The sequence below is a fragment of the Caulobacter sp. SL161 genome (assembly GCF_026672375.1).
GTDB lineage: Bacteria > Pseudomonadota > Alphaproteobacteria > Caulobacterales > Caulobacteraceae > Caulobacter.
In genome coordinates this window covers 1947072-1973150 of the sequence record NZ_JAPPRA010000001.1, presented here as the reverse complement: position 1 = coordinate 1973150, position 26079 = coordinate 1947072, and the positions used below count along the sequence as shown (strand labels likewise).

At 66.7% G+C, this 26079-nt stretch carries 26 protein-coding genes; 5 read left to right on the top strand and 21 right to left on the bottom strand.

Annotated features, from left to right (window positions below; all coding sequences use genetic code 11):
- Positions 1 to 3: 3 nt before the first annotated feature.
- The 3 genes from OVA11_RS09590 to OVA11_RS09580 form a co-directional block, all read right to left on the bottom strand.
- Positions 4 to 1143 (bottom strand): acyl-CoA dehydrogenase family protein, encoded by a 1140-nt coding sequence (locus OVA11_RS09590; RefSeq protein WP_268067183.1) that lies wholly within the window; start codon positions 1141 to 1143, stop codon positions 4 to 6.
- Positions 1144 to 1270: 127 nt separating this feature from the next.
- A complete protein-coding gene (locus OVA11_RS09585; protein ID WP_268067182.1) occupies positions 1271 to 2485 on the bottom strand; it encodes an acyl-CoA dehydrogenase family protein in 1215 nt (404 codons plus the stop codon).
- A 151-nt stretch (positions 2486 to 2636) separates the two neighbouring features.
- Complete coding sequence (locus OVA11_RS09580; protein WP_268067181.1) at positions 2637 to 3527, bottom strand: nicotinate-nucleotide--dimethylbenzimidazole phosphoribosyltransferase; 891 nt, start codon at positions 3525 to 3527, stop codon at positions 2637 to 2639.
- 86 nt (positions 3528 to 3613) lie between these two features.
- On the opposite strand from OVA11_RS09580, the gene OVA11_RS09575 reads away from it, so the two are divergent.
- Together OVA11_RS09575 and OVA11_RS09570 are read left to right on the top strand one after the other, a co-directional pair.
- Positions 3614 to 3838 carry a DUF1289 domain-containing protein gene (locus OVA11_RS09575; protein ID WP_268067180.1) on the top strand — a complete coding sequence of 75 codons (225 nt, stop codon included), beginning with the start codon at positions 3614 to 3616 and terminating at the stop codon, positions 3836 to 3838.
- 305 nt (positions 3839 to 4143) lie between these two features.
- Positions 4144 to 4662: a TIGR02281 family clan AA aspartic protease gene (locus OVA11_RS09570; RefSeq protein WP_010919184.1), complete on the top strand. Its 519-nt coding sequence runs from the start codon at positions 4144 to 4146 to the stop codon at positions 4660 to 4662.
- A gap of 5 nt (positions 4663 to 4667) precedes the next feature.
- Here the strand turns inward: OVA11_RS09570 and dusA are convergent, their stop codons facing one another.
- From dusA to OVA11_RS09550, 4 genes are all read right to left on the bottom strand, one after another.
- On the bottom strand, positions 4668 to 5693 hold the full coding sequence (dusA, locus tag OVA11_RS09565) for a tRNA dihydrouridine(20/20a) synthase DusA (protein ID WP_268067179.1): 1026 nt from the start codon (positions 5691 to 5693) through the stop codon (positions 4668 to 4670).
- 229 nt (positions 5694 to 5922) lie between these two features.
- Positions 5923 to 7281 (bottom strand): sensor histidine kinase, encoded by a 1359-nt coding sequence (locus OVA11_RS09560; protein WP_268067178.1) that lies wholly within the window; start codon positions 7279 to 7281, stop codon positions 5923 to 5925.
- Positions 7278 to 7946 carry a response regulator transcription factor gene (locus OVA11_RS09555; RefSeq protein ID WP_268067177.1) on the bottom strand — a complete coding sequence of 223 codons (669 nt, stop codon included), beginning with the start codon at positions 7944 to 7946 and terminating at the stop codon, positions 7278 to 7280. Before OVA11_RS09555 ends, OVA11_RS09560 begins: the two co-directional genes overlap by 4 nt.
- Positions 7943 to 8284: a PepSY domain-containing protein gene (locus tag OVA11_RS09550; protein ID WP_268067176.1), complete on the bottom strand. Its 342-nt coding sequence runs from the start codon at positions 8282 to 8284 to the stop codon at positions 7943 to 7945. Before OVA11_RS09550 ends, OVA11_RS09555 begins: the two co-directional genes overlap by 4 nt.
- A gap of 378 nt (positions 8285 to 8662) precedes the next feature.
- Between OVA11_RS09550 and OVA11_RS09545 the strand changes: the two genes are divergently transcribed.
- The 3 genes from OVA11_RS09545 (at position 8663) to OVA11_RS09535 (ending at position 13316) form a co-directional block, all read left to right on the top strand.
- Positions 8663 to 10690 (top strand): phytase, encoded by a 2028-nt coding sequence (locus tag OVA11_RS09545; protein WP_268067175.1) that lies wholly within the window; start codon positions 8663 to 8665, stop codon positions 10688 to 10690.
- 265 nt (positions 10691 to 10955) lie between these two features.
- Complete coding sequence (locus OVA11_RS09540; RefSeq protein WP_268067174.1) at positions 10956 to 12587, top strand: sensor histidine kinase; 1632 nt, start codon at positions 10956 to 10958, stop codon at positions 12585 to 12587.
- A complete protein-coding gene (locus OVA11_RS09535; RefSeq protein ID WP_268067173.1) occupies positions 12588 to 13316 on the top strand; it encodes a response regulator transcription factor in 729 nt (242 codons plus the stop codon).
- A 189-nt stretch (positions 13317 to 13505) separates the two neighbouring features.
- Here the strand turns inward: OVA11_RS09535 and OVA11_RS09530 are convergent, their stop codons facing one another.
- The 14 genes from OVA11_RS09530 to OVA11_RS09465 all read right to left on the bottom strand — a co-directional run bounded on the left by OVA11_RS09530 (position 13506) and on the right by OVA11_RS09465 (position 26046).
- Positions 13506 to 14069: a hypothetical protein gene (locus OVA11_RS09530; RefSeq protein WP_268067172.1), complete on the bottom strand. Its 564-nt coding sequence runs from the start codon at positions 14067 to 14069 to the stop codon at positions 13506 to 13508.
- 193 nt (positions 14070 to 14262) lie between these two features.
- Positions 14263 to 14883 carry a hypothetical protein gene (locus tag OVA11_RS09525; RefSeq protein WP_268067171.1) on the bottom strand — a complete coding sequence of 207 codons (621 nt, stop codon included), beginning with the start codon at positions 14881 to 14883 and terminating at the stop codon, positions 14263 to 14265.
- Between the two features lie 17 nt (positions 14884 to 14900).
- Positions 14901 to 15626: a DUF2490 domain-containing protein gene (locus tag OVA11_RS09520; RefSeq protein WP_268067170.1), complete on the bottom strand. Its 726-nt coding sequence runs from the start codon at positions 15624 to 15626 to the stop codon at positions 14901 to 14903.
- Entirely contained in the window at positions 15590 to 16270 is a 681-nt protein-coding gene (locus tag OVA11_RS09515; protein WP_268067169.1) for an OmpW family outer membrane protein, read from the bottom strand. Before OVA11_RS09515 ends, OVA11_RS09520 begins: the two co-directional genes overlap by 37 nt.
- Positions 16271 to 16458: 188 nt before the next feature.
- Positions 16459 to 17241 carry an SDR family oxidoreductase gene (locus tag OVA11_RS09510; RefSeq protein WP_268067168.1) on the bottom strand — a complete coding sequence of 261 codons (783 nt, stop codon included), beginning with the start codon at positions 17239 to 17241 and terminating at the stop codon, positions 16459 to 16461.
- Between the two features lie 160 nt (positions 17242 to 17401).
- Positions 17402 to 17938, bottom strand: coding sequence for a CC0125/CC1285 family lipoprotein (locus OVA11_RS09505; protein ID WP_268067167.1), 537 nt, complete (start codon positions 17936 to 17938; stop codon positions 17402 to 17404).
- Entirely contained in the window at positions 17925 to 18734 is an 810-nt protein-coding gene (locus tag OVA11_RS09500) for an RluA family pseudouridine synthase (RefSeq protein ID WP_268067166.1), read from the bottom strand. The genes OVA11_RS09505 and OVA11_RS09500 overlap by 14 nt, the downstream gene beginning before the upstream one ends.
- Positions 18735 to 18903: 169 nt before the next feature.
- Entirely contained in the window at positions 18904 to 20205 is a 1302-nt protein-coding gene (locus tag OVA11_RS09495; protein WP_268067165.1) for a replication-associated recombination protein A, read from the bottom strand.
- A 117-nt stretch (positions 20206 to 20322) separates the two neighbouring features.
- Complete coding sequence (locus OVA11_RS09490; RefSeq protein ID WP_268067164.1) at positions 20323 to 21741, bottom strand: DegQ family serine endoprotease; 1419 nt, start codon at positions 21739 to 21741, stop codon at positions 20323 to 20325.
- A 92-nt stretch (positions 21742 to 21833) separates the two neighbouring features.
- The gene (locus tag OVA11_RS09485; protein ID WP_268067163.1) at positions 21834 to 23084 is read right to left on the bottom strand and encodes a TCR/Tet family MFS transporter; all 1251 of its coding nucleotides are present in this window, start codon (positions 23082 to 23084) and stop codon (positions 21834 to 21836) included.
- Entirely contained in the window at positions 23081 to 23575 is a 495-nt protein-coding gene (locus OVA11_RS09480; RefSeq protein ID WP_268067162.1) for an SRPBCC domain-containing protein, read from the bottom strand. The genes OVA11_RS09485 and OVA11_RS09480 overlap by 4 nt, the downstream gene beginning before the upstream one ends.
- Positions 23572 to 23901: an ArsR/SmtB family transcription factor gene (locus OVA11_RS09475; protein ID WP_268067161.1), complete on the bottom strand. Its 330-nt coding sequence runs from the start codon at positions 23899 to 23901 to the stop codon at positions 23572 to 23574. Before OVA11_RS09475 ends, OVA11_RS09480 begins: the two co-directional genes overlap by 4 nt.
- On the bottom strand, positions 23898 to 24353 hold the full coding sequence (locus OVA11_RS09470) for a glyoxalase/bleomycin resistance/extradiol dioxygenase family protein (protein WP_268067160.1): 456 nt from the start codon (positions 24351 to 24353) through the stop codon (positions 23898 to 23900). The genes OVA11_RS09475 and OVA11_RS09470 overlap by 4 nt, the downstream gene beginning before the upstream one ends.
- 70 nt (positions 24354 to 24423) lie before the next feature.
- The gene (locus tag OVA11_RS09465; protein WP_268067159.1) at positions 24424 to 26046 is read right to left on the bottom strand and encodes a GMC family oxidoreductase; all 1623 of its coding nucleotides are present in this window, start codon (positions 26044 to 26046) and stop codon (positions 24424 to 24426) included.
- Positions 26047 to 26079: the final 33 nt, after the last annotated feature.

Here is a 26079-nt window from a genome sequence, read left to right as displayed (position 1 = left end):
CCCTTAGGCGGCCGCGTCGAACGACAGGGCTTCGTAGCGCTTCAGGTGGTGATCAACCGAGCCGAACAGCCCCTCGATCATGGTGGCACGCTTGAAGTAGTGGCCGATCGCCAGTTCGTCGGTCATGCCCATGCCGCCGTGGATCTGGATGGCGCTCTGGCCCACGAACTTGCAGGCGCGACCGATGCGGACCTTCATGGCCGACACGGCCTTAGCGCGCTCGGCGGCGCTCTCGCCGACCTTGATGGTGGCCATGTAGGTCATCGACACCGACTGCTCGACCTCGATGAACATGTCGACCATCCGGTGCTGCAGCACCTGGAAATTGGCGATGGCGGTGCCGAACTGCTTGCGCTGCTTGGCGTAGTCCAGAGTGCCCTCATGCAGCTTGCGCAGCACGCCGACAGCCTCGGCGCCGACGGCGGCGATGGCTTCGTCCATCACCTGCTCGACCAGAGCCAGGCCGCTTTCCGAGATCAGGGCCTCGGCCGGGACCGAAACGTTCTCGAAATAGACTTCCGAGGCGCGGTTGCCGTCGACCGTCGGATAGTCGCGGGTCACGACGCCTGGCAGGCTCTTGTCGATGATGAACACGCCGACGCCGCCGGCGTCGCGCTGGGCGCCGCCCGTGCGGGCCGTGACGATCAGGTGCGTGGCGAAGGGCGCGCCGACCACGACGGCCTTGTGGCCGTTCAGCACCCAGCCCGAGCCATCCTTCTTGGCCGTCGTCTTCAGGTCCTGCCAGGTATAGCGGGCCTGAGGCTCGGCATAGGCGAAGGCGATGGTCGTCGAGCCGCCGACGATGCCTTCGATGACCGAAGCCGCGCCGGCGTAGCCCGAGTGCTTCATGAAGCCGCCGCCGATCACCACGGTGCCGAGATACGGCTCGATGACGAGCGCCTTACCGAACTCTTCCATGATGATCATGTTGTCGATGGCGCCGCCGCCCAGGCCGCCCAGCTCTTCGCTGAACGAAGCGCCCAGGATGCCGAGCTCTTCGGCGAAGGCCTTCCAGTAGTCAGCGCGCCAGCCGGCGTCCGAGCTGACGATCTTGCGGCGGGTGTCGAAGTCGTACTTGTCCTGCAGGAAGCTCGCGACGGAGTCGCGGACCATCGACTGCTCTTCGGTGAAGTTGAAATCCATCCCTGGGTTTCCGTTCTTTTTTGATTGTCATCCCGGCCGCAGCAAAGCGGAGCGCCGGGATCGTCAAAGTCAGTGAATTGGGTGGTCCCGGGTCACGCCTCCGGCGCGCCCGGGATGACAGCCCGCGTTAGAGGCCCAGCACCATCTTGGCGATGATGTTGCGCTGGATTTCGTTCGAGCCGCCATAGATCGACGTCTTGCGGACGTTGAAATAGGTCGGCGCAGAGCGGTGCGCGAACTCCGGACCGATCGGATAGGCGTTGTCGCCGTCCTTCGGGAAGCCGCGGAAATAGGGCGCGCCGTAGTGACCGGCGGCCTCGAGCACCAGCTCGGTGATCCGTTGCTGGATCTCAGTGCCCTTGATCTTCAGGACGCTCGACTCCGGCCCCGGCCCCTTGCCGGCGGCTTCGCCGGCCAGGGTGCGCAGCTCGGTGTACTCGAGCGCCGTCAGGTCGATCTCGAGCTCGGCGACCTTGCGCTTGAACATCGGATCCTTGATCAGCGCGTCGCCGTCGTCGCTCAGCTCGGTCGAGGCGATCTGGCGGATCCGCTCGATGCCGCGCTTGGAGCGCGCCACACCGGCGATGCCCGAGCGCTCGTGAGCCAGCAGGAACTTGGCGCAGGTCCAACCCTTGTTCTCGTCGTAGATGCGGTTCTCGACCGGCACCTTGACGTTCTCGAACCAGACCTCGTTGACCTCGTGCTCGCCGCCCAGGGTGATGATCGGACGCACGGTCACGCCCGGCGACTTCATGTCGATCAGCAGGAACGAGATGCCTTCCTGAATCTTGGCGTTCGGGTCGGTGCGGACCAGGCAGAAGATCCAGTCGCCGTGCTGGGCCATGGTGGTCCAGGTCTTCTGACCATTGACCAGGTAGTATTCCTTGCCGTCATCACCGGTGAAGCGCTCGGCCTTGGTCTTCAGGCTGGCGAGGTCGGAACCCGCGCCAGGCTCGCTGTAGCCCTGAGACCACCAGATGTCGCCCGACAGGGTCCCCGGCAGGAAGCGTTCCTTTTGCTCGGGCGTGCCGAAGGTGTAGATCACCGGGCCGACCATGTTGATGCCGAACGGCAGGATCGGCACGCAGTCGGCGCGGGCGGTTTCTTCCGACCAGATATAGCGCTGCACCGAAGTCCAGCCCGGTCCGCCGTACTGGGTCGGCCAGGCGGGGGCCACCCAGCCCTTGTTGGCGAGAACGCGGTGCCAGGAGAGGAAATCCTCCTTGGCCATCTCCTCGCCCTCCTCCTGCTTGTCGCGCAGCCCGGCCGGATAGTTTTCGGCGATAAAGGCGCGGACCTCGTCGCGGAAGGCGAGGTCCTCGGGCGAGAAGTCGAGATTCATGGCGAGCTCCCGTTCAATCGACCCCTCGGATGGGGGTCGTTATTGCGTTTCAGGGAGCATGATATGGCTCGAACGGCCGTTTGGAAAGATGACGTTAGCGTCAACGGAAGCGAATATTATCCGCGTTCACTTAGAGGCCCTGCGAAACCGCCTATCGGACCTCGCAGGCAAGCTTGACCAGCGCCAGGGCCGAGACCCCGCCGACACCCTCTTCATCCTCGACGCCGAGGCTCAAGAGCGGCTGCTTTCCCAGCTTTTCCAGCAGATTGGCATGTCCCCTCGCCGGACTGACCTGGGCGGCGAGGCAATGATCGATGGCGGTGGGCTCGACCGCCTGGACAATCGCGGCGGCGGCGCAGGCGGCATAGCCGTCCAGCAGCACCGGCGTCTTCTGGACACGCGCGGCCAGGATGGCGCCGGCCACGGCGGCGGTTTCACGGCCACCGAGTTGGCGCAGGATCTCAAGCGGGTCATCGCCCATGCCCTCTTCACGCGCCCGGGCGACCGCCGCCGCGACCGGCTCAGGATCGTCCGACCAGTCGGAAGCTTCGCCGCCAAACAGCGCCAGACAGACGGCGGCGGCGGTGCGCGCGGGCTCCGCAGCGATGACGCCGGGGATCAGCAGATCAGGCTGCTTGGCCAGCGCCTCCATGCCGAACGCCATGGTGGCGGCCGCCTCCTTCTCACTCATAGAGGCCTTGCTCACCATGTCCGGCGAAGGCCGATCGATCGCCAGGTCGAAGGCTTCCAGACCCGCGCCCTGAACACCGGCCAGGCGAGAGACGGTGGCGCCGCCGGCCGCGATCGCCTCCAGGCGCTCGCGCGCCCACCCGCGCGGACCCACGCCCTGGCGCGCGCCGGCATACAAGGCCACGACGGGTCGATTGACGGCCGGCGGCGTCTTGCCGGTCCAGGCGGTCAGCCAGGCGGCGATCTCGGCCAGCCGCCCGCCCTGCTCCAGCGCGGGCGTCGGCCCGGGCTGCGGCGGCGAGCTCGCGAGTTGGCGGATATCGGCGAAGGGGGAGACGATCTGATCGGTCATGGAGCGGACTTAAACCGCTCGCCGCCCAAAGCAAGCCCCAGCCCCAAGCCCTTGCACGCCTGACAAGGACCGGAGATGTTTGGGCCATGACGACGAACGCCCAGCCGCCTCGCCCCATCGTGACGCCTTGCGTGAAGGTTTGCGCGGTCGACGGCGCCTCGGGCTACTGCCTGGGCTGTCGCCGCACCTTGCCGGAGATCGCGGCCTGGTCCCGGCTCAGTGACGATGAGCGCGCCGCCATCATGGCCGCTCTCCCCGAGCGCCCTGACCCGATGATCGCGCTGACGGCCGCTGCACAAGCCGGGCGCTGACGTCACTCACGTGATCAGACCTCGAATTGCGCCGCGCGATCCGTGGTGCGCCAGACGCCCTTGGCGAGACCCTGCGCGCACGTTGAACGTCTTGGAGTAGTAATCGCGAGGTCGCGCCATGCCGAGCCAGCACCGACAAAACTATGCCGCTCGAATTTAACAAATATAGACAGCAATACTAATCTTGTTACCATATTGGTAACCAATATTCAGAAATTGACGTTCCGATTCACAGATTAAAAACGCATCGCTGCTATTCATCTGGCTAACGATCGCAGAAGCGGTCTCAAAGCCTACAAGGCAGGGTGTCTTCTATGTTGAGGTTTGCGGCGATCGCATTGGTGGGAGCCCTGTCGGCGGTCGGCGCCGCCAAGGCTGTCGTCTCGCTCGACGATCTGCGCCATCCGGAACTGCGTGCGCCTTCTGCGGCGACCGCCACTCTCGGCGGAGCCGAAGGCGGCGCGGCCCAACTGAGCAAGGACAGCGACGGCCACTTCTGGGCCCAGGGCAATGTCGACGGCAAGGCCGTTCGCTTCCTGGTCGACACCGGCGCCACCGCCGTCTCGCTAAGCCTGGCTGACGCCCAGCGCCTGGGCATCGACACTAGCCGCCTGACCTATGACTACAACGTCATCACGGCCGATGGTCGTACGCGCGCCGCCGCCGTGAAGCTGGCCAGCGTCTCGATCGCCGGCGCGCGCGTTCGCGACGTCGACGCCCTCGTCATCGAGAAGGGCCTGGAAAACTCACTTCTGGGCATGAGCTATCTGGGCCGCCTGTCGCGCTTTGAGGCGACCCAGACCTCGCTGATCCTGCACCCGTAGCCTTGCTAGGCCGCTGGGGCTGACCGCTCTTCTCGAGACGCCAGCGCGGCGCGAACGGCGTCGAGCGCCCTATCCACGACGTCCAGCCCTGCGCCGGACCTAACGCCCTCGACCGTCAGGATACGGCGCCAGGCCCGGGCGCCGGGCAGGCCGTGGAAAAGGCCCAGCATGTGCCGGCTCATTGCCGCCAGATGCGTTCCGGCCGCCAGTTCCCGCGCCAGATAGGGCCGATAGCGCTCGACGGCCTCGAAGCTGTCGACGTCCGCGACATCCAGCCCGAACACGCGCCGGTCGACCTCTCCCAGCAAGCCCGCCTCATGATAGGCGGCCCGCCCCAGCATCACGCCGTCCACGCCATTGGCCAGATGCTCCAGCGCCGCATTGACGCTGGGCACACCGCCATTGATGGCGATCGTCAAGGCGGGACGTTCGCGCTTCAGACGGTAAACCAGCGCGTAGTCGAGGGGCGGAATGTCCCGGTTTTCCTTAGGCGACAGGCCCTGCAGCCAGGCCTTGCGCGCATGAACAACAAAGGTGTCGATCCCCGCCGCCGCACAGCGATCGACCAGCGTGAATAGACTCTCTTCGGGATCCTGGTCATCCACGCCGATCCGGCACTTCACCGTGGCGGGAACCCGTACAGCGTTCTTGATCGCCGCCATACACTCGGCGACCAGATCCGGTTCGCGCATCAGGCAGGCGCCAAAGCGGCCGCTTTGCACCCGATCCGAGGGGCAGCCGACATTGAGGTTCACCTCGTCATAGCCGTAGTCCTCGGCGATCCGCGCGGCCTGAGCCAGTTCGGCAGGATCCGACCCGCCCAGTTGCACCGCCACCGGATGCTGGCCAGGGTCATAGCCGAGCAGCTTGTCCCGATCGCCATGCACTACTGCACCGCTCGTCACCATCTCGGTGTAGAGCAGCGCCCGCGACGACAGCCCCCGGTGCAGCGACCGACAGTGCCGGTCGGTCCAGTCCATCATCGGGGCGACGGAAAATCTATGAGGCTGATATTTCAGGACTTTACCCATGGAGAGATAAGGCTTTATGCGAAACTAGGAGCATGAGGAAGCGCGCCAGACTGGCGCTTCAACCCGCCCCCCCCTGCCGCGCGCCGGTTTTGCACGGATCACAGCCGCTCTTGTAGAGCAAAAGTCTGGAAATTGCCGCGAGCCGCTGTGTCGCAGAAGGGAGACGTTCGGCCTGCGCAAGGACGCAAAGGGCCGATGCGGCCAATGGGCGGATTTTACGCTCGGACGCTCATGGACCCGCTCCGGGCGCCGTCCACGACACCATCGCGCGAAGGCCGCCCAGATCCCCGCGGTCCATGCTCAACACCGCGCCCGAAGCCTCTGCAAGATCGCGAACGATAGCCAGCCCCAGACCGTGTCCTGGCCCAGCCTCGTCCAACCGGGCGCCGCGCGCGAGGGCCGCCTCCGCGCGGCCCTTGTCCAGCCCTGGTCCATCATCCTCGACGGTCAGGATTGCCCCCTGCCCCGCCACCGCGCCTGAAATCCTGACTTGGCGGCGAGCATGACGTGCGGCGTTCTCGATGAGCGCGCCCAGCATTTCGGTGACCACGTCTTCGGAAGCCGGCGCCTTCAGATCGGCCGGAACATCAATATCGAAGATCAAGCGCTCACCATCGGCGGTGCGCTCAAGAACGGCCACGAGGCGTTCTGCGACGGCCAGAGGCGCAGTCTCGGCGGCGAAGACGGCCTCTCGGGCGGCGGCGGCGCGAGCTCTGGCCAGTTCGGCCTCCAGCGCCGCGGCGACCGCGGCAATAGCGGCGTCGAGACCATCAGCGGCTGCGGCCGCGCCGTCTTCGCGCGCGCGGCGGCTCTGGGCCGACAGAGCGGCGAGCGGCGTCTTGAGACTGTGGGCCAGGTCGCCAGCGCGTCGGCGCGCGCGGGCCAGGTCAGCCTCCCGCGCTTCGGCCAAGGCGTTGATCGCCTCGGCCAGCGGCGCGATCTCGCGCGGATGATCCAGCGACATCCGGGCAGAAGGGCTTTTGCGCAGACGAGCAAGATCCGCACGCACGCGGGTCAGGGGCGACAGGCCCAGCGCGACCTGCAAGGCTGCGGCGCCCGAGAGGACCGCCCAGAGCCCCCCTAGAAAGATGGCGAGTTCGCGACCGAATTCACGCCGGGCGGCGCGCAACACCTTTTCATCACTGGCGACTTGGATCAGCACGACCGGACCGTCGCGGTCCGGTCGCACGCTACGCTCGACCAGGAGGACGCGATCATCGAACGGCCCGGCGGCGATGCGCGAGGACCAGCCCTCAGCCGGCGCGATCTGCGGCGGCTCTAGCGCCTGATCCCACAGGGAGACCGACCGCTCGCTGCCAGAGGTTGTCGAAACCTGCCAGTAGAAGCCGCCTGCGGCTTTCGACAGACGCGGATCCGACAAGGTCGCGTCGATGACCGGCGCGCCGTTCGGCTCCAGCCGGAGACCCGCGACCAGCACATGACCCGCGCGTGTCAGGTCGGCCGTTTCGCGACGCACGATATGACGCTCGAAAAGCCAGGTCATGGCCAGCCAGGCGACCGCCAGGGCCGTCAGGATCGCCAGCATGCCGCCGACGATCAGTCGCCATCGCAACGAACCGCCGCTCACGCCGTCCCGCCGGCCAGCAGGTAGCCAAAGCCTCTGCGGGTTTCGATAACGTCGGCGCCGATCTTGCGGCGAAGGCGCGCCACCAGGGCCTCGATGGCGTTGGTGTCAGCGGTGTCGGCGACGCCGTAGAGCTGTTCGGCAAGCTCACCGGCCGAAACAGCCCGTCCGGGGTTGTGCGCCAGGCAGTCCAGCAGCCGGAACTCAAGCGGCGACAAGCGGATCGGCGCGCCGTCCAGGGTGGCGGACATGCGCCGCGTATCCAGGGCCAGCCGCCCCGCGCCGATCACGGGGGACGTGCGGCCCGCCGCACGGCGCACGAGGCCACGCGCGCGCGCCAGCAGTTCGCCCATCTCGAACGGCTTGGCCAGATAGTCGTCGGCGCCGGCCTCGATGCCTTCGACCTTCTCGGTCCAGTCGCCCCGCGCCGACAGGATCAGCACCGGGAAGGCGCGGTCATTGGCCCGCCAGCGCCGAAGCACCGACAGACCGTCAAGACGCGGCAGGCCCAGATCCAGCACGACAAGCGCGTAATCCTCGACCTCGCCCTTGAAGGACGCGTCGTCGCCGTCGCGGGCGATATCGACCACGAAGCCCGACGCGATCAGCGCCTTGGCGAGGTCTGGGCCCACGACCGGATCATCCTCGACGACGAGCGCGCGCATCAATCATCCTCAAGTTTCAAGGTCGCGCCGGTCTTGGCGTCGAGTTCCAACTCTCGAACACGTCCGTTCTTGGCCAGGATCTTGAGATCATACTTCAGGCGGCCGGGACCCGCTTCCTCAAGCTCGACCTCGATCACTTCGCCAGGCGCTCGTTCAGCCGCGATAGCGAGAATACGGGTCAGGGGCAGCACTTCCCGGCGCAGCAACGCCTCGCGGGCGGCATGGTGGTCTCTCTTCTTGTGCGCCTTGTGGTCGTCGGCGGTTGCGCTTGTCGCCAAGACGGCCGCGGCGATAGCGACGAGGGCGACAAGGGCGACGGGGAAAGATCGGGACTGGGTCATGGCGCTTAGGATTCCACAGGCATCCTGACACGCTCCTGACGCATCGCAACGCCCGAACGCTGCCACCGCGCCATCGCGAGGAAACAGGCGGTGGACATCGACAAGAAAAGGCCCCGGACGCGCTACGCATGGCCGGACGGTGACCAGCAAACCACCGCTGTCATGAATGCGTTTTGAAGCTTCGCCATAACGCGCCTTGGGTATCCGGTTCGGAACGCGGCGCTTTCGTTGACCTCTGGCTACGGAGAATTCTCCATCCCAAAGAGGGCGTGGCCCAAAGAGGGTGTGGGTTTCGCTTCGCGCCACCCGTTTCGTCAGCCGGACGTCAGGTCCAGACGGCTAAGCTAGCTGCGAGACATGAAAACGAGGGGCTCCGCCATGACACGACTGAAACTTGCCGCCAGCCTACTGGCGCTGCTGACCGCCGCGCCGGCGCTGGCTCAGACCACGTCGCATGCCGTGTCAGTCGCCGGAGCAACCGCCCCAACCGCTCAGGGCGGCGCCAACGCCGTGGCCCTGTTGCGCGACCCGACCCATCCCGCCAAGAGCGTCATCGCCGTCAACGCCAAGCTGGGCGGTCTGGAGTTCTACGGGCTGGATGGTCAGCGTATCACGGCGGTTCCCGGCGGTGAGATCTATGCCGTCGACACCCGTGAGGACGGCCCGCGCGCGCTCGTCGTCGCGCTGGATCGTCAGGCGGGCCGCCTTCGCCTGTTCGCGCGGGACTACGCCAGTGGCGCCATCATGGCGGTGGACGCGCGTCCGCTCCAACTCGGCTATTCCGGCGAGGGCGTCTGCCTCCATCGCAGCGGTCGCGATGGCGCGCTCTACGCCTTCGCGCTGGGCGGCGATGGGCAGCTGGATCAATGGCTGCTCTATCCCACAGCAGACGGCAAGCTGGACGGCCGTGTCGTTCGCCGCCTGCATTTGTCGTCTGAAGCAAAGTACTGCGTCGCCGATGACGCCAGCGGCGCGCTCTATGTCGCGCAAGAGGCAGTCGGCGTCTGGCGCTACGACGCGGACCCGGAAGCGGACCCGGTTCCAACCATCGTGGACATCAACCGCCTGGGTCACTTGGCGGGTGAGGTCGCGGGCCTGGCGTTGATCAACGGCGGCAAGGGCGCTGACTATCTGATCGCCGCGAACGCCGAGGCCGGCGACTACAACGTCTATGATCGCAGCGCCGGCGACCGCTTCATCGGCGCCTTCAAGGTCGAGACGAACGGCGCCCCGGCGATACAGGAGCCTTCGGGCCTGTTCGGCGTGCGTGCGCCGATTGGAGAGCGACTGCCCGCCGGCGGCCTGCTGATCGCCGACGACCGGAACACCGGCGCCAACAGCAAGATCCTGTCCTGGGCCGACATCGCCGCCTCCATGAAGCTGGCCCTGGGCCAGGACACGCCCTCGGTCGAGCCCAGCAAGGTGGCCCTGGTCCAGGCCACGATGGAGACTCAGCCGGTCGGCCATGACGGCGACGCCGCTGACGACCCGGCCATCTGGGTTCATCCCACGACCCCGGCCAAGAGCGCCATCATCGCCACCGACAAGAAGGGCGGCATGCTGGTCTATGACCTGTCGGGCAAGCAGCTGCAGTATCTGCCCGACGGCAAGATGAACAATGTCGACCTGCGTGATGGCTTCAAGCTGGGTGGCAAGGCCGTGACGCTGATCGCCGCCAGCGATCGGACCCACAAGGCGATCGCGCTCTACACGATCGATCCGGAGACGAGGCTGCTGACCAGTGTCGCGGACGGCGTTCAGGCCAGCGGCCTCTCAGACCCCTACGGCCTGTGCATGCACCGCGGCCGCAAGGGCGACATGTCGGTGTTCGTAAGCGATCCCGACGGTCTGGTCCGGCAATACAGCCTGACCGCCACGGCCAACGGAAAGGTCAGGGCCAAGGCGGTCCGCGACCTCAAGTTCGACACCCAGACCGAGGGCTGCGTCGCCGACGACGAAACCGGCGCGCTCTACATCGCCGAGGAAGATGTCGCGCTCTGGAAGCTTGGCGCCGATGCGAGGAGCGGTCCGGCGCGCAAGGCCATCGCCCGCGTCGCCGATAACCCTGCCCTCAAGGACGATCTGGAAGGGGTCGGCCTCTATATCCAGCCCAAGGGCAAGGGCTATCTGATCCTCTCCAGCCAGGGCAACAACACCTATGCGGTGTTCCACCGCGAGGGTGACAACGCCTATGTCGGCAGCTTTGCGGTCACCGCCAACGGCGATACGGGCGTTGACGGAATCTCCGAGACAGACGGGCTGGACGTTTCCAGCGCCTCGCTGGGCGCGGGTCTGGAGATGGGCGCCTTCGTCGCCCAGGATGGCCGCAATATCTCCCCGCCCGAAGCCCAGAACTTCAAGCTCGTGCCCTGGTCGAAGATCAGCGCCAAACTTGGTCTGCCGTAAAATCGCCGAAAGCCAAGCCTGACCGGTCTCCGTAATCTGGTCTGATCCAGACCGTTACGGAGGGCGGCGGGCGCCGCGGCGCGAAGAGCCTCAACGCCTGACGCGACCTTGAAATGGAGGCGCAACCCAAGGGCTCGCACCTTGCGTGAGTCGCCTTCAAGGCAGGCCGAGGTATGGCCGTGTCTCCAACCGACGCCAAACGCGGCATCCAGCAGGTGGCAAACCACAAGTTGGCGCCATATCTCTATGGCCGGCGCCGCTATCGATGGAGACCCGGGTGAAGCCACTGTTTTCCACCCGCTTGACGGTGGCGTTCGCGTTGATGGCGTCGCTCGCCCTGGCGCAGGGCGGCTTGGCCGCCTGGATCGCCGACAGAGCCGAGCACCAGGTGCTTCGGGGACGCGTCGCGGGCGATCTACAGAGCGCGTTCTGGGAACTTTCGGCGACGAAACAGCGGCTCCGCGCCTGGTCTCTTCGCGCCCTGATCGGAGCCCCCCACGCGCCGGGCGACGGCGAGATGCTGCGTCTGCGCATGGCCGATGCGATCGTTCGCCTGCAGGACCTCAGCGCACGGGCCGAACAGATGGATCGGGCGATGGGCATCGAGTCGCGCGAAGGTCCGGAACGGGACGATGCGCTGAAGCTGCTCTCCCAAAGCGTGGTCTCCCTGCGCGAGCCCATCGCCGAGATCAATCGTAGCGGTCCGGCTCAGGACGTGCCGACGGCGTGGGCCGCGATCGAAACCGTCTTCGACAAAGGCGCGGGTCGCGATCTGCGAGAGATGCTCAACGAGCGCATCCGCGACGAGGCCGAGATTCTCAAGCGAACCCGACAAACGGCCGACCTCTATCTGGAGCGCGTCAAACTCTTGAGTTGGTCGGCTGCGGGCACGCTGAGCCTGATGGCGATCATATTGGCCGTCTACTTCATCCGGGCGCTTCGCCGACCGCTGGCGGCGATGTCGGACGGCGCCAAGGCCTTCGAACAAGGCTATCTGGACCACCGCATGCCGGAAGGCGGATTTCGGGAGTTCGCGCACCTTGGGGCCAGCATGAACCACATGGCGGCGGAACTCTCGGCGCGGCGCGAGCAGGAGGCCGAGTTGCGCGCCAGCCTGGAGGTGCAGGTCGCCACCCGCACCGAGGAACTGGAAGCCGCGCTGGCCGAACTGCGTCAGGTTGAGGCGCGACGCCGGCAATTGCTCGGTGACATCAGCCATGAGCTTCGCACGCCGATGACGGCCATCCGGGGCGAGGCCGAGGTCACGCTGCGCGGCCGCAAGTCGCTGGATGACTATCGTGAGGCGCTTCAGCGCATAACCCTCGCGGCGGGCCAGATGGGCGCGCTGATTGAAGATCTTCTCATGATGGCCCGCAGCGACGCAGAGCTGCTCCATCTCAACCTGACAGACATGGACCCGAGGCAGGCCTTGGAAGAGGCCATCGCCACGCTCTCGCCGATCGCTCACGTCCGCGAGGTCGAGCTTCGGATCGGCATAGACGACGGCGCCGTGCGCGTGGCGGCGGATGGACAACGCCTGCAACAGGTCATGGCGCTGATGCTGGATAACGCCATCCGCTACTCTCACCCCGGCGGCACCGTTGAAATCACCGCCGGCGTCGCTGACGACGCGCCGGGCTCGTGGCGTCTGGAGATCAAGGATCAAGGCATCGGTATCACCGAGGCCGACCTGGCGCGGGTGTTTGAACGCGGCTTCCGCTCGGCGGCGGCGCGCGCCCACCGAGCCGACGGCACCGGCCTTGGCCTGCCCATCGCCAAGGCGCTGACCGAACGCCAGGGCGGCAGCCTGACACTGCACAGCCAGACAGGCCATGGCGTCAGCGCGATCCTAACCCTGCCCTGCACGACCAATGCTTGCCTCGAAGGAGCCCACTAGATGCACATACTGGTGGTGGAGGACGATACGCGCGTCGCAGACTTTCTTGAGCGCGGCTTGAAGGCCGAAGGGTACAAGGTCCGTGTGGCGCGAGACGGCGTGAGTGGCCTGGAGGCGGCCCGCGACCTGGACGCCATGCTGCGTGAGCTGGATCAGCGCGGCGTGATCCTCTTGGACCTGATGCTGCCAAAGATGACCGGCATGGAAGTCTGCCAGACCCTTCGGGCGTCCGGTGTCTTGACGCCGGTCCTGATGCTGACCGCCCTGGGGGCCGTCGATGACCGCGTCACGGGCCTGAGAACCGGCGCTGACGACTACCTGGTCAAGCCATTCTCCTTCGAGGAGCTCCTTGCCCGGATCGAAGCGCTGCTTCGCCGATCGCGGGATCAGCGGGCGCCCGCCAATCGGACGCTGAAGGCCGGAAACGTCGAACTGGACCGGACGACCATGCGCGTCTCCCGCGACGGCGAGGAAGTGGTCCTGACCGCCCGCGAGCTTGCGCTCCTGGAGCTGTTCCTGTCCTCGCCGGGACGGGTTCTGAGCCGCGAACGCATCCTCTCCAACGTCTGGGGCGTGGACGAGGATCCGCTGACGAATGTGGTCGATGTCTATGTTCGCAGGTTGCGCGCCAAGATCGATCCCCCGAACGCACCGTCGTTCCTCACCACGGTCAGGGGTCTTGGGTATCGGCTCGAGCCCGATCCGGCGAAAGTCCCCTTGGGCGCCTAGAGCGTTAGGCCGAAAGTGGGAACCGCTTTCGGCTATTCTCACGCTCTAAGTATCTGATTTAGAGCCTTTTCAATGCCTGAAATCGATTCCGATTTCAGGCTAAAGGCCCTAGCGTCGTCCACGGAAAAGCCCGCGCGGGGGAGGATCCGCGCGGGCGAAGTCAGTGGGTTGCGAGAAGGGGTGTGGGGCTTACTTCGCCGCGTAGGGCAGAGAGGAGTGGTGGGCGACGATGCGGATCGCGCCATCATCGGTCTTCTTGAAGGTCCAAGTCTTGTCGACCATCGTCACCTTGCCGTTCTTGTCGGTCATGATGACATTGCCGGTGGTGCTGGCCACATCACCGTGGATCTGGACGGCGGCGTTCTTGATCTCGACCGAACGCCAACCCTGCAGGGCGAAGCCCTTGTCATTGGGGTAGTTCGGATCACCACCGACGAAATAAGCCAGCGCGCCCTCCTTGGTGGTGCGGAAGGTCTGCGGCGCGGTGGTCAGGGTCGGCTTGAACAGCACCGGACCCAGATTATAGCCGTAGGCCTTGTCCAGAACGGTGTTGGCCAGGGCCTTGGCCTTGGCGTGGCCGCCGGCCTCATGTTCGCGGGCGATGGCCACCAGGGCCTCACCCCAGGCCTTCTGGGCGGCCAGCACTTCGGCCTCGGTCATCGCGCCAGAATAGGTGTTGCTCGCCCAGGCGGCCGGAGCGGTCGCGACCGCCGCAAGAAGCGCGCTAGCGGCGATGAGAGAGCGGGGGGTCATGTCTTTCTCCTGATCTGCTTGGCGCCGAGCGCCGTGTGATCAGGTCTAGATCCCTCCAGTGAACCTCAACTGTCGCGAGGATGAACGGCGGATTACAGGGTCTTCGTCACCTCGAGGCCGTAACGGAAAAGGCCGCGCAGCACGTGGCGGCGCGGCCTGAAGATCACCTCTGGGGGTTGCCCGATCCGTCTTGCTACGGCTTCCAGCTGTCAACGGCGCCGACCAAGCCGGCGACCTCGACCGGGGCCAGACCCACCGTCACGCCATCGCCTTGATCGTCTTTGAAGCGGAGCCTCCAGGGCGTCCGATCGCCAGGCCGGTACGCGGCGGCGATATCGCGGATGACCCGCTCCGGAGCCTCGAACTCAACCGTCATATGCTGGCTGCAGGTGATGGCCGAATCCACGCACTCCTCCGTCCAGCGACGCACCGCAGACGGGCTGATTTTCAACAACCCATCGCTCGTACGGATGTGCACCGTGGTTACGTCGCGACGGGCGCCGAAGTAGGTGAAGTCGTAGCTGACGCGCCAGGTCACGCCATCGCCGCCTCGCGACTTCGTGGCCTTGATGAAGCCGTCGTTGACCGCCACGCCGTTCGTGACCCCGCCCTTGCGGTGAACCGGCTTGGTGCTGAACAGCACGTAGTCCTCCAGCGGATCATCGCGGACGTCGATGCGCTGAGCGATCTGGTCGGGCGTCATCTTCACCAGGGCGGAGGCGACGGGCTTGTCGCCCACACTGGCGTGGGCGGCGCCGGCGGCCAGCAGCAGAGCCAGGCCCGCCGAGCCAATCGAGATTTTGGGCGCGATCATGTGAGAGGTGCTTTCGATTAGAATTGCAGGTTGATCCAGACCGCCGCCGCATGCGTCACAGCGTCGGGACCCGTTCGATAGGCGCGCTGGTGCAGGTATCCTGGCTCCAGCGTCACGGTCTTGGAGATGGGCACGGAGACACCGGCGAAGTTCCGCCAAAGGTGCAGGCCGTCGCGCTGCCCCCAACCCGTCTGGTTGAGCCCGATGAAGGCTTCGGTCCAGGCCACCCCGCGAACGCGGTCCTTAAGCGGCGCCGTCAGACGGACCTGCTGGCGAATCCGCCAGCCTGCGCCATCCCGTCCCTCCACCCAGCGCTGCTCCAGCCGTGTCCGGCCCGTGAGCGTCGCCCCCTTCCCGTCCCCAGCGACGCGGAAGGACAGTTGCTGCCATCCCCGATGCTCGTCGGTCGTCGGACGTCCTTCGGGCGTGGAGCGAATATAGGCATAGCCGAGCGAGGCGGTCGTGGCGCTGTCCAGCCGCCAACCGACCGATGGACGGATGATCGCCTGGCCCAGGCGACTGGCGTCGTTGGTGAAGCGCGCCTGGGTGTCTAGCGCCAGGACCGTCTTGTCGCCGAGCGTTCGCGACGCGTTGACGATCGACCATAGCTGACCGTCCTCTTCGGCCGCACGCGCGGTTCCTGCGCTGGCGAGCGCGAAGCCCGCCAACGTCAGGCCAAGGGCGGCGCGACCGCCGCGTCCTTGGATTAGAAGCGCCATGTCACACCCGCGCTGGCCACCCACGGATCGAGCTTGTGCTTGGTCTCCAGCACCACGCGATCACCGGCGCGAAACTGCGCCGTGGTGTCGACGTAGTACCGCTTCAGGTCGACGCTGAGGCCGAGAGCCTTGCCGGGCAGCGGAATATCGACGCCCGCCTGCAACGCCACACCCAGTTCGCTGGAAAGGCCAACCTTGGTCGCCCCCAGCGCGCGGGCGCTGGCGCCGACACTTTCACCAAACACCATGAAGTAGGCCGGACCCGCTCCGACGTAGGGCTTCACGCCCCCCGCCAGCGGCATGTGATACTTCAACGTCACCGTGGCCGGGATGACCTCGGCGTTGTCGACAAGCGCTGCGCCATTCAGAGGCCCCGCGCCTCGAACATCGTGTTGCGTGACACAGCAGATCGTCTCGACCGAAACCCGCGGGGAAAAGAAATATTCCGCCGCCACGGTCGGGACCCACGCGTCCTTGGCTCGGGTGTCAGAACCCGCCGGCAAGCGCAGTTGGTCGACGTTCACCTTGGTGATCGCGCCGTCGACGGCGACCCGCGTCGCCAGAGCCTTGATCTGGAACTTGCCGCTCTCCGCCGCGCTCGCGCTTCCGGCGGCGGCCATGGCCAAGATCGACGTGGCGACCGCGACGAATGTCCCTTGTTTGCTCATGAATTCCTGTCCTTCGGGATCGGGCATGCGCCCACAGGACAAGAGCTAGAGACGCGCCGTGAACCGAGGCTGTCTGCAGGATGAACGGTTGATTACAGCTCCCCAGACGCGCCCGGCGCCTAGGCGATCACGCCTCCCTATCGCGCAGGCCGCTGGCGATACGCTGGGTGAAGTTGACCTGTCCCGGATCAGATGATCGTCATGCCACCGTCGACGACGATGATCTGACCGGTGATGTGAGCGCCCGCGTCGGACGCCAACAGCAAGGCAGGCCCCATCAGGTCGGTGTCGCCACCCAGCTTGCCCAGAGGCGTCTGCCGCAACATGTCGTCGCCGTGCTGGCCAAGGGTCGTCATGGTCATCTTCGAGGGGAAGTATCCCGGCGCGACCGCATTCACGCGGATGTTCTTTGGGCCCCACTCGGCCGCCAGAGCCCGGGTCATGTTGATCACCGCGCCCTTGGCGGTGTTGTAGGCGATCGTGCCCAACTGGCTATGGTGGTGCCCCTGAAGGCCTTCGATCGAGGCGACGTTCACCACCGCGCCCTTCCCCTGTTTCAGGAAAGCTTCCCGCGCGACGGCCTGGGTCAGCAGGAACAGGCCGGTCACGTTGAGGTCCATGACCTTGCTCCAGCCCTCCAGGGGATAGTCCTCGGCCGGCGCGCCCCAGGCGGCGCCAGCGTTATTGACCAGAATATCGATCCGGCCGAAAGGCTCGAGCACGCGCGCGGTGAGGTCTTGCGCCGAGCCCGACTGACTGAGGTCAGCGACAAGGCCCACGGCGGTGCGCCCCTCGGCGGTCAGGGCCGCGACGGCGGCGTCCAGTTCGCCCTGCTTTCGGGCGACCAGCGCCACCGCTGCGCCATACTCCGCCAACGCCCGGGCGATCTGCAGACCAAGACCCCGCGAGCCCCCCGTCACGATCGCCACCCGGCCCGTCAGGTCAAAGAGCTTGTGCAAGGGCGATGACATCTTGGTCTCCAAAGAAAGGACGGGCGCGCGCCATGTTCGCGGACCGCCCTCAGGCCGAGGCCGGGGCGGTCGCATTGGCGAAAAGTCTGGCATGCGCAAATGGCCTGCGAAAGCACGCCCCGACGTCAGGCGCGCGCCCTACCTTCGCGCCCGACCTTCCTTAGGCTTCGGCGCGACCGTAGCCGACGACCTTGACGATCTCCCGGGCGTCGTAGGCGTCGCTCTCGCGCGGCGTCGGTCCCTTGCCGAACACCACCTCGATCGAGCGCGCATAGGCCGGCCCTGGGCCGAGGTTGAAGCTCGTGCCCAAGCCAACGCCGATCCCGCTGTGTCGACCAAAGCTCGCCGATCCGCCACCGACGGACAGGCGCGGTCCCGTTCCGCCGCCAGTCATGGTCGTCGAGCGGTCAGCGATGCGGAACCAGTCGTAGCCATCCCGCAGCGCCAGCTCGGCGGCGCGAAGCAGCGCATAGTCCGCCACCTGAGCTTCCGGCGCGCCGGCGCCGCCTTGGAAGGTCACGCGATAGCGGCCGGTCTCGAGCCGGTACTCGGAATAGCCGACCGCAGTCTGCGCCCCGACCGCGGCCCGATAGACGGTTGGCGTAGTGGCGCAGCCGGTAAGCAACAGCGCGGCCAGGCCGGCGGCGATCAGGGGTCTGGCGGTCTTCATGGCGGAATACCTCTTACGCCTGCTCAACGGACGCCGGTCGCGGCTGTTCCGGGACCGGCAAGCCCAGCGCCTCCAGCATGCTGACAAAGTCGGACGGAAGCGGGGCCAGGATCTTTCTCTCGCCCCCCAGCGGATGCGGGAACGCCAGACTCGCAGCGTGCAGCATCAGGCGCGGCGCGGGCGCTCCGCCCAGCATCAGCGCCCCGCCGTAGCGGCTGTCGCCGGCCAGCGGTCGGCCGATGGAGGCCATATGGACGCGCAGTTGGTGCATGCGGCCGGTGTCCGGCGACAACTCGACCAGGGCCGCGAGACCATTGTGCGCCAGGGTCCGATAGCGACTGCGCGCCGTCTCCGCATCCGGATGATCGGGCTCACAGACCCGCATATAGGCCTCGCGCCCGATAGACTCGCGACGCAGCGGGCTGTCGATCATGCCGCCCTTGGGCTCGGGCGCGCCGGCGACGATGGCCAGGTAGCTCTTGCGGAACCGCTTGGCCTCCAGCGCCTTGCCCAGCATCGCGGCCGCCGGCTTGGTCTTGGCGGTCAGGATCACGCCCGAGGTGTCGCGGTCCAGGCGATGCACCAGCTTGGGCCGAGGCCGGTTAGGCCGCGCGAACGCCCAGAGCAGGTCATCAAGGGTATGGGCCTTGATCCTTCCGCCCTGACTGGACAGACCCGTCGGCTTGTTCAGCACGATGATCGTCTCGTCCTCGTACAGCACCCAAGATTGAGCCGCCGCGATCTCGTCGGGCGTCAGGGCGATGGGGATTTCGGAGGCCTTGGGCTTGGCCTGGGCGGGAGGACGGCGCGGCGGCTTGTTCATCTCCAGTCCCCTAGCATGTCCAAAATCCGATTTCCCCGGCGAATGCCGGGGTCCAGATCGCCCCCTCTGACGCTTCTGGATCTGTCAGAGCACCGCGTCGAGAACGACCAAACCACTCCGGATGGATCTGGGCCCCGGTATTCGCCGGGGAGGTCGGTGAAGGCGCGGTCTACTTCCCGTCCTTACGCACCTTGCCCCAGGCTTCCAAGCGCTCACGCACCTTTGCCTCGGCGCCGACGGGCTTGGGCTCATAAAAGCGTCGACGCTCCATGCCGTCCGGGAAGTAGTTCTGGCCCGACACGCCGCCCTCGACATCGTGGTCGTAGGCGTAGCCGTCGCCATAGCCCAGCGACTTCATCAGCTTGGTCGGGGCGTTGAGGATGTGCGACGGCGGCGTCAGGCTGCCGGTCTCCTTGGCCGCGCGGCGGGCGGCCTTGTAGGCCATGTAGACCGCGTTCGACTTGGGCGCGCTGGCCATGTGGACGACGGCCTGGGCCAAGGCCAGTTCGCCCTCGGGCGATCCCAGGAAGTCGTAGGCGTCCTTGGCCGCCGTGGTCAGCAGCAGGCTCAGCGGATCAGCCGCGCCAATGTCCTCGGAGGCCATCCGCACCAGGCGACGGGCGATGAACAGCGGGTCTTCGCCGCCCTCCAGCATCCGCGCCAGCCAGTAGAGCGCCGCATCCGGATCGCTGCCGCGCACCGACTTATGCAAGGCCGAGATCAGATTGTAATGCTCTTCGCGGTCCTTGTCGTAAGCCGGGCGGCGCTTTTGCAGGAACTGGCTCAGCTGGGTCGGATTCAGCGGCGTGTCGGTCCCGATCGAGAACAGGGTCTCGGCCAGGGTCAGCAGATAGCGGCCGTCGCCGTCGGCCATGGCCACCAGAGCCGAGCGGGCCTCGGCGTCGATCGGCAGCGGGCGGTTCTCGGCGGCCTCGCCGCGTTGCAGCAGAAGCTCCAGCGACTCCTCGGTCAGGCGCTTGAGCACGAACACCTGGCAGCGCGACAGCAACGCGCCGTTCAGCTCGAACGAAGGGTTCTCGGTCGTGGCCCCGACCAGGGTGACGATCCCCTCCTCCACGAACGGCAGGAAGCCGTCCTGCTGGGCGCGGTTGAAGCGGTGGATCTCGTCGACGAACAGCAAGGTGCTCTGTCCCGCCATCCGGCGCGCGCGCGCTTGCTCAAAGGCCTTTTTCAGGTCGGCGACGCCCGAGAACACCGCCGAGATCTGCATGAACTCATAGCCGCCGGCCTTGGCCAGCAGGCGGGCGATCGTGGTCTTGCCGGTGCCTGGCGGTCCCCACAGGATCATCGAGGCCAGACGGCGGGCGGCGGCCATGCGGCCGATCGGCCCCTCAGGTCCCAGAAGATGCTGCTGCCCCACCACCTCGTCGAGGCTCTGCGGCCGCAGCCGGTCGGCCAGAGGGGATGGCGCATGGGGAGTCAGGCCGGCGGCCTGAAAGAGATCGGACATTCGACCCTTCTAGAGCGTGGCAGACGAAAGTGTGAGCGGTTTCGCCGCCCGCCACGCTCCAAGAAAGGGGGCCGTTCATCAATAGAGGAACGGCAAGCCGCCGGGGCGGCTACAAACCTAGAACTGCGCCTGGATCAACTGGCCGCCACGCTCGATGGTGACGCTCCAGCGGCCAGACCGACCGGCGATGGCCGAGGCGAGGTCAGCCACCGTGTTGATCTGGCGACCATTGACGCTGCGCACGAAGTCGCCAGGACGCATCCAGTTGCCCGCATAGCCGGGTCCGATCTTGGTCACCAGCGCGCCGCGCCCGGCGAACGGATCCACGCCCAGGTCCTGCGCGACGGCCGGCGACAGGTTCATCACCGTCGCGCCGTTGAACGGGTTGTTGCCGCTCAGCGTGCGCTCGTCGCGGGCCGGAGTCTCCGGTGCGGCGTCGGCGCGAACCGTGATGGTCAGTTCGCGGTCGCCGCGACGGATCTGCATCGGCACGCGGTCGCCGACCTTGTGGGTTCCGATCGCAAAGGCGCCGCCGCCTTCGTCGTTCACCGGCTGGCCGTCGATCGACAGGATCACGTCGCCTTCCTTCAGGCCCGCGCGCTCGGCCGACGAGCCCGGATAGACCTGGGCCACCAGCACGCCGCGCGGGGCGGTCATGCCCAGGCTCTTGGCGATTTCGCCGGTGACGGCCTGGCCCTTCACGCCCAACCAGGGGCGCACGATGCTGTGCCCGCCGCCCAGCGCGGCGTTGACCACCTGGCGCACCACGCGGGATGGGATAGCGAAGCCGACGCCCGACGATGAACCCGAGCGCGAGATGATGAAGGTGTTGATGCCGACCAGATCACCGTCCATGTCGACCAGCGGACCGCCGGAGTTGCCCGGATTGATCGCCGCATCAGTCTGGATGTAGCTGCCGAAGTCCGCCGCGCCGACATCGGTCCGCGCCAGGGCCGAGACGATGCCGTTGGTGACGGTCTGACCCACGCCGAACGGATTGCCCATGGCCAGCACCAGATCACCGACCTCCAGCTGCTCCTGGTCGTCGATGGCCATGACCGGCAGCTTCTCGCCCTTGGTGTCGATCTTCAGCACCGCGAGGTCCGCGCGCGGGTCATCCAGCAGAACCACGGCCGGGAACTCCCGACGGTCGGCCAACTGGATGGTGATGTCGCTCATCCCGTTGATGTTGTGGTGATTGGTGATGATCACGCCGTCGGCGCGGACGATCGCGCCCGAGCCGAGCGAGCTCTGCACCTGCGAGCCGCCCTGCCCGCCGCCCATGAAGAAGTCCCAGAACGGATCGACGCGCCGCTGGACCAGACGACGGCTGGCCACATTGACCACAGCCGGCGCGGCCTTCTTCACCACCGGCGAGAACGACTGCTTCATCGAGGCCGCGTCGGCCGGAACCCGGCGCGTGGGCTGAGGCATGTCCGGGATCGACTGGGCGTTCGACGGGCCGGCCGGGTTCGAGCAGGCGGTCAGCAGGACGAAGACGGGCAGCAGGGCGCGAAGCTTGCGCATGTTGGTCACGAAGGACTCCTAGCGGTTCGCCGAAAACTCAGCCCAGCTTTCGGGCGAGTCTAAGGCGACGAAAGGTCGAGGTTTGGCCATGACCAAAACCGTCAGGCCGGCTGGAGTTCCGGCGCTGGGGCGGGCTTGGCCTTGGCATAAGCTAGGAGGGTAGCCGCCAGCATCAAGACCGCCGCGATCAGGATCGGCAGGCCCGGCAGGTGCAGCGTCGCGTCATGACGGACCGCGAAGGCGAACGGGATCAAGAACAGCGGCGGACCGATAATCGAGGCGATGCCCATCATCGCCGCATTGGCGCCTTGCAGTTGGCCCTGCTCGTTCGGACCGACCCGGCGTGTCATCAGCCCCTGGAGGCCGGGCTGGATCAAACCGGAGAAGGCGAAGATCGGCAGACCGGCCAGGTACAGCAAGCTCGTCGGCGCCAAGGCGTAGATCGAAAAGCCCAGGAAGCCTGCAAACAGCCCGATCAGCAGCACGCCGCGCTCACCCAACCGCTTCACCGCAGGGCCGACAACGAAGGCCTGGATCAGGATGCTGGCGATCCCGCTGGCCATCAACGTCATGCCGATCGTCTGCGGGCTCCAGCCATAGCGGAAGCCCATGTACAGCACGAAGACGCTAGGCAGCACATTGTGCGCCAACTGGAACAGGAAGCCCACGCCCGCCAGGCCCGTCAGCCCCGGATGGTGACGCAGCAGCTGCAGCGAGCCGATCGGATTGGCCTTCTTCCAGTCGAAGCGCGGCTGGCGACGCTCGGGCGGCAGCGACTCCGGCAGTACGAAGAAGCCGTACAGCCAGTTGGTCAGGGCCAGGGCCGCGCAGACCAGGAAAGGCGCGCGGTGGTCGAACTCCCAGAGCCACCCGCCCAGCGCCGGCCCGAAGGTGAAGCCGATCCCGAACGCCGCGCCCATCAGACCAAAGCCCTTGGCCCGATTCTCCGGCGTGGTGACATCGGCCACATAGGCGCTGGCGGTCGAGAAACTGGCCGCCGTCATTCCGTTGAAGATCCGGCCGATGAACAGCCACCAGAGGTTCGGCGCAAAGGCCATAAACAGGAAGTCGACGCCCAGGCCAAAGATCGAGGTCAGGATGACCGGCCGTCGGCCGAAGCGGTCGGACAGCAAGCCCAGGATCGGCGAGCAGATGAACTGCATAACGCCCCAGGTGGTGGCGAACAGCACGTTCCAGTCGGCCGCCGCGGCCGTGTCGCCGCCGCCGAACGCCTTCACCAGGTTCGGCAGGACCGGGATCATCACGCCCAGGGACAGAACGTCTAGGATGGCGGTGACGAAAATGAAGCCCAGGGCGGCCTGACGCCGTCCGCCCGTAATCGTGGTGTTCATGATCGCCCCTCGTCGCCCGCCCCTAGGTGGACGCTGTTGGCCCGGGCCGCAAGCCCAGCCAGAAGGTTGCGCCACCATTCGCCATGTCGCGCCAGAAAGACGGCGTTGGGAAAGCTGTGACGCGCCACGTGCGCCGCAGGCACGCTGTCCCAGCCGCGATGCTCGACGGTCACCCGGGTCTGCTCACCGACCAGCTCGAAGCGGACCTCGACCTCGGTGTTCATGTCCGGGGTGAAGGCGGCCTGACGCCAGCCGAACACCAGCCGCGCGCCGCGCTCCCAGACGCTGACGACGCCGACCTCGAACACCTTGCCGCTCGGCAGGCGCTCTACGAGCCGACCATCCTCGAAGGCCATCACGCCCGGCGAGCGCGGCGTAAAGGCGAACAGGCCGTTGGGCCGCCACCAGACGGCGATGTCATCGACAAAGGCGTCGAACACCACCTCGGGCGGCGCGGCGATCCGCAAGGCCACCACGATCCGCGAGCTCATGAGCGCTTGGCCTCCACATGCGCCTTGAGCGCCGAAAGCTGATCCACCCAGTGATCCTCGGCGGCGTCCAGCCAGGCCTTCAGCTCAGCCATCGGCCCCGGCCGCAGACGATACACCCGCACCCGCGCGTCGAACTCCGGATGGCTCTCTTCAACAAGGCCCGACTGACGCAGAGCGCGCAGGTGTCGGCTCATGGCCGGAGCGGTCAGGCCCAGGCTTTCGGCCAGCTCGCCGGCCCGGCGCGGCCGCTCGCGCAGCAGATCGACAGCGCGCCGACGATGCGGGTCGGCCAGGGCCGCCAGAGTGCGATCCAGGGCCTCGCTCACCCCTTGGCGACCGTGATCTTGAGGCCGCTACGCTTTTCCATTTCCTCGACGGAGACTGTCTCCACATCGGCCGAGACCGTCCAGAGATGACCTTCCAGGTCGCGGCAACGATAGGTGCGGGAGCCGTAGAACTGGGTCGCCGGCGGCTCGACAATATCAGCCCCGGCGGCGGCGGCCGTCTGACAATGGGCGTCGACGTCGCCTTCGATATAGATGTGGATCGTCTGGGTGGTCTTGCCGCCGATCGAGGCGGGGCTGGCGTGGGCAAGACTCCACTCGCCGCCAATCATCACGCGGGAGGCGCCATGGCTCATCTCCGCATGGGCGACGCTGGCGTCCTCGCCCTCGATCAGGAAGACCAGCTCGAAGCCAAAGGCCGCTTCCAGCCAGGCCAGGGCCGCCTTGGGATCACGATAGGTGACGGCCGAAATCAGGCCCGCGGGATTGGACATGCGCCATTCCTTTTCCAAAGATGGAATATTTAACGCATATCGAAACTAGTTTCGCAACCCCACCGGATCGTCAGCGGTAATCCTCCAGGATCATCGCTGCGCCCTTCTCGGCGATCATGACAGTCGGCGCGTTGGTGTTGCCCGAGGTGATGCTCGGCATCGCCGAGGCGTCGATGACACGCAGACCCTCGACGCCACGCACCCGCAGCCGCGCGTCCAGCACCGCCAGGGGATCACCATCCGCGCCCATGGCCGCCGTACCGACCGGATGGAAGATCGTCGTCGCCAGCGCCTTCGCCGCGGCCAGCAGCGCCGCGTCGCCGTCCACCTCCGGACCGGGTCGGAACGCCTCCGGCGCATAGGCCGCCAAGGCCGACTGCCCCATGATCCGCCGCGCCCACTTCAGGGACGCGACCGCCACGCGACGGTCCTCCTCGGTGGCTAAGTAGTTGGGATTGATCCTTGGCGAGTGCTCCAGGCCCGGCCCGAAGAGGGAGACCCTGCCCCGGCTGCTTGGACGCAGGTTGCAGACACTGGCGGTCACCGCCCCGAACGGGTGCAGCCCCTCCCCCCAGCGGTCCAGGCTGAGCGGTTGGAAATGGAACTCCAAATTGGCGCTCTCGTACTCAGGTCCCGAGCAGCAGAACATCCCCAACTGCGACGGCGCCATGGTCAGCGGACCCGAGCGTCGCAGCAGATAGTCCACCCCCATGCCTGCCCGGCGGAAGAGGTTGGCGTAGTCGGTGTTCAGCGTCCTCACGCCGCTGACCTTGAACACCGGTCGGATCTGCAAATGGTCCTGCAGATTGGCCCCGACGCCTGGCAGATCGTGAACCATCGCCACACCGGCGCGCGTCAGGGTCTCGCCGCGCCCGATCCCCGAGCGCTGCAGGATCACGGGCGAACCGATCGCGCCGGCCGCCAGGATCAACTCACCCGACACGCTGGCGGTCACCGCCGCTCCACCCCGACGCCCGCGCAGGCCCTGCACCCGTTTGCCGTCGATAATGAGCCGCTCGACCTCAACGCCCTTCACCAGCCGCAGGTTGGGACGCGACAGGACAGGCTTCAGAAAGGCCGTGGCTGTGCTCCAGCGGCGCCCGGCGCGCTGGTTGACCTGGAAGTATGACGAGCCCGCGTTGTCGCCGTCGTTGAAGTCGTCGACCTGGGCGATACCGGCCTGCTCACCTGCGCGACGGATGGCGTCCAGCACATCCCAGCGCACGCGCGGGTGCTCGACGCGGTACTCGCCGCCGGCCCGATGATGCTCGCCGCGCGGGTCGATGTGGTCTTCGTGCTTCAGGAAGTAAGGCAGCACGTCCGACCAGCCCCACCCGACCAAGCCGCGCTGTCGCCAGCCGTCATAGTCCCGAGCCTGGCCGCGCATATAGATCATGGCGTTGATCGCCGATGAGCCTCCGATCACCTTGCCGCGCGGATAGGCCAGAACCCGTCCGTCCAGCCCCGCCTGCGGCGTGGTCTCCAGCATCCAGTCGGCGCGGGGATTGCCGATCGCGAACAGGTAGCCGACCGGCACGTGAAACCAGATCCAGTTGTCGTCGCCCCCCGCCTCCAGCAGCAGCACCCGCCGCCGGGGATCAGCCGACAGGCGATTGGCCAGCAGGCACCCCGCAGAGCCGGCGCCGACCACGATGTAGTCGTAGTCACCGAGATGAATCGCTTCGTCGCCCACGCTTGACCGTCCTCCCGGGGCGAGACTGCCGTC

Bases quoted from the DNA above. Each gene is read 5' to 3' on its own strand.
- OVA11_RS09470 (WP_268067160.1), bottom strand. From the start codon at position 24,353: ATGTCCAATCCCGCGGGCCTGATTTCGGCCGTCACCTATCGTGATCCC.
- OVA11_RS09550 (WP_268067176.1), bottom strand. From the start codon at position 8,284: ATGACCCAGTCCCGATCTTTCCCCGTCGCCCTTGTCGCCCTCGTCGCT.
- OVA11_RS09545 (WP_268067175.1), top strand. From the start codon at position 8,663: ATGACACGACTGAAACTTGCCGCCAGCCTACTGGCGCTGCTGACCGCC.
- OVA11_RS09515 (WP_268067169.1), bottom strand. From the start codon at position 16,270: ATGAGCAAACAAGGGACATTCGTCGCGGTCGCCACGTCGATCTTGGCC.
- OVA11_RS09535 (WP_268067173.1), top strand. From the start codon at position 12,588: ATGCACATACTGGTGGTGGAGGACGATACGCGCGTCGCAGACTTTCTT.
- OVA11_RS09585 (WP_268067182.1), bottom strand. From the start codon at position 2,485: ATGAATCTCGACTTCTCGCCCGAGGACCTCGCCTTCCGCGACGAGGTC.
- OVA11_RS09485 (WP_268067163.1), bottom strand. From the start codon at position 23,084: ATGAACACCACGATTACGGGCGGACGGCGTCAGGCCGCCCTGGGCTTC.
- OVA11_RS09580 (WP_268067181.1), bottom strand. From the start codon at position 3,527: ATGACCGATCAGATCGTCTCCCCCTTCGCCGATATCCGCCAACTCGCG.
- OVA11_RS09495 (WP_268067165.1), bottom strand. From the start codon at position 20,205: ATGTCCGATCTCTTTCAGGCCGCCGGCCTGACTCCCCATGCGCCATCC.
- OVA11_RS09575 (WP_268067180.1), top strand. From the start codon at position 3,614: ATGACGACGAACGCCCAGCCGCCTCGCCCCATCGTGACGCCTTGCGTG.
- OVA11_RS09590 (WP_268067183.1), bottom strand. From the start codon at position 1,143: ATGGATTTCAACTTCACCGAAGAGCAGTCGATGGTCCGCGACTCCGTC.
- dusA (WP_268067179.1), bottom strand. From the start codon at position 5,693: ATGGGTAAAGTCCTGAAATATCAGCCTCATAGATTTTCCGTCGCCCCG.
- OVA11_RS09500 (WP_268067166.1), bottom strand. From the start codon at position 18,734: ATGAACAAGCCGCCGCGCCGTCCTCCCGCCCAGGCCAAGCCCAAGGCC.
- OVA11_RS09480 (WP_268067162.1), bottom strand. From the start codon at position 23,575: ATGAGCTCGCGGATCGTGGTGGCCTTGCGGATCGCCGCGCCGCCCGAG.
- OVA11_RS09530 (WP_268067172.1), bottom strand. From the start codon at position 14,069: ATGACCCCCCGCTCTCTCATCGCCGCTAGCGCGCTTCTTGCGGCGGTC.
- OVA11_RS09540 (WP_268067174.1), top strand. From the start codon at position 10,956: ATGGAGACCCGGGTGAAGCCACTGTTTTCCACCCGCTTGACGGTGGCG.
- OVA11_RS09525 (WP_268067171.1), bottom strand. From the start codon at position 14,883: ATGATCGCGCCCAAAATCTCGATTGGCTCGGCGGGCCTGGCTCTGCTG.
- OVA11_RS09510 (WP_268067168.1), bottom strand. From the start codon at position 17,241: ATGTCATCGCCCTTGCACAAGCTCTTTGACCTGACGGGCCGGGTGGCG.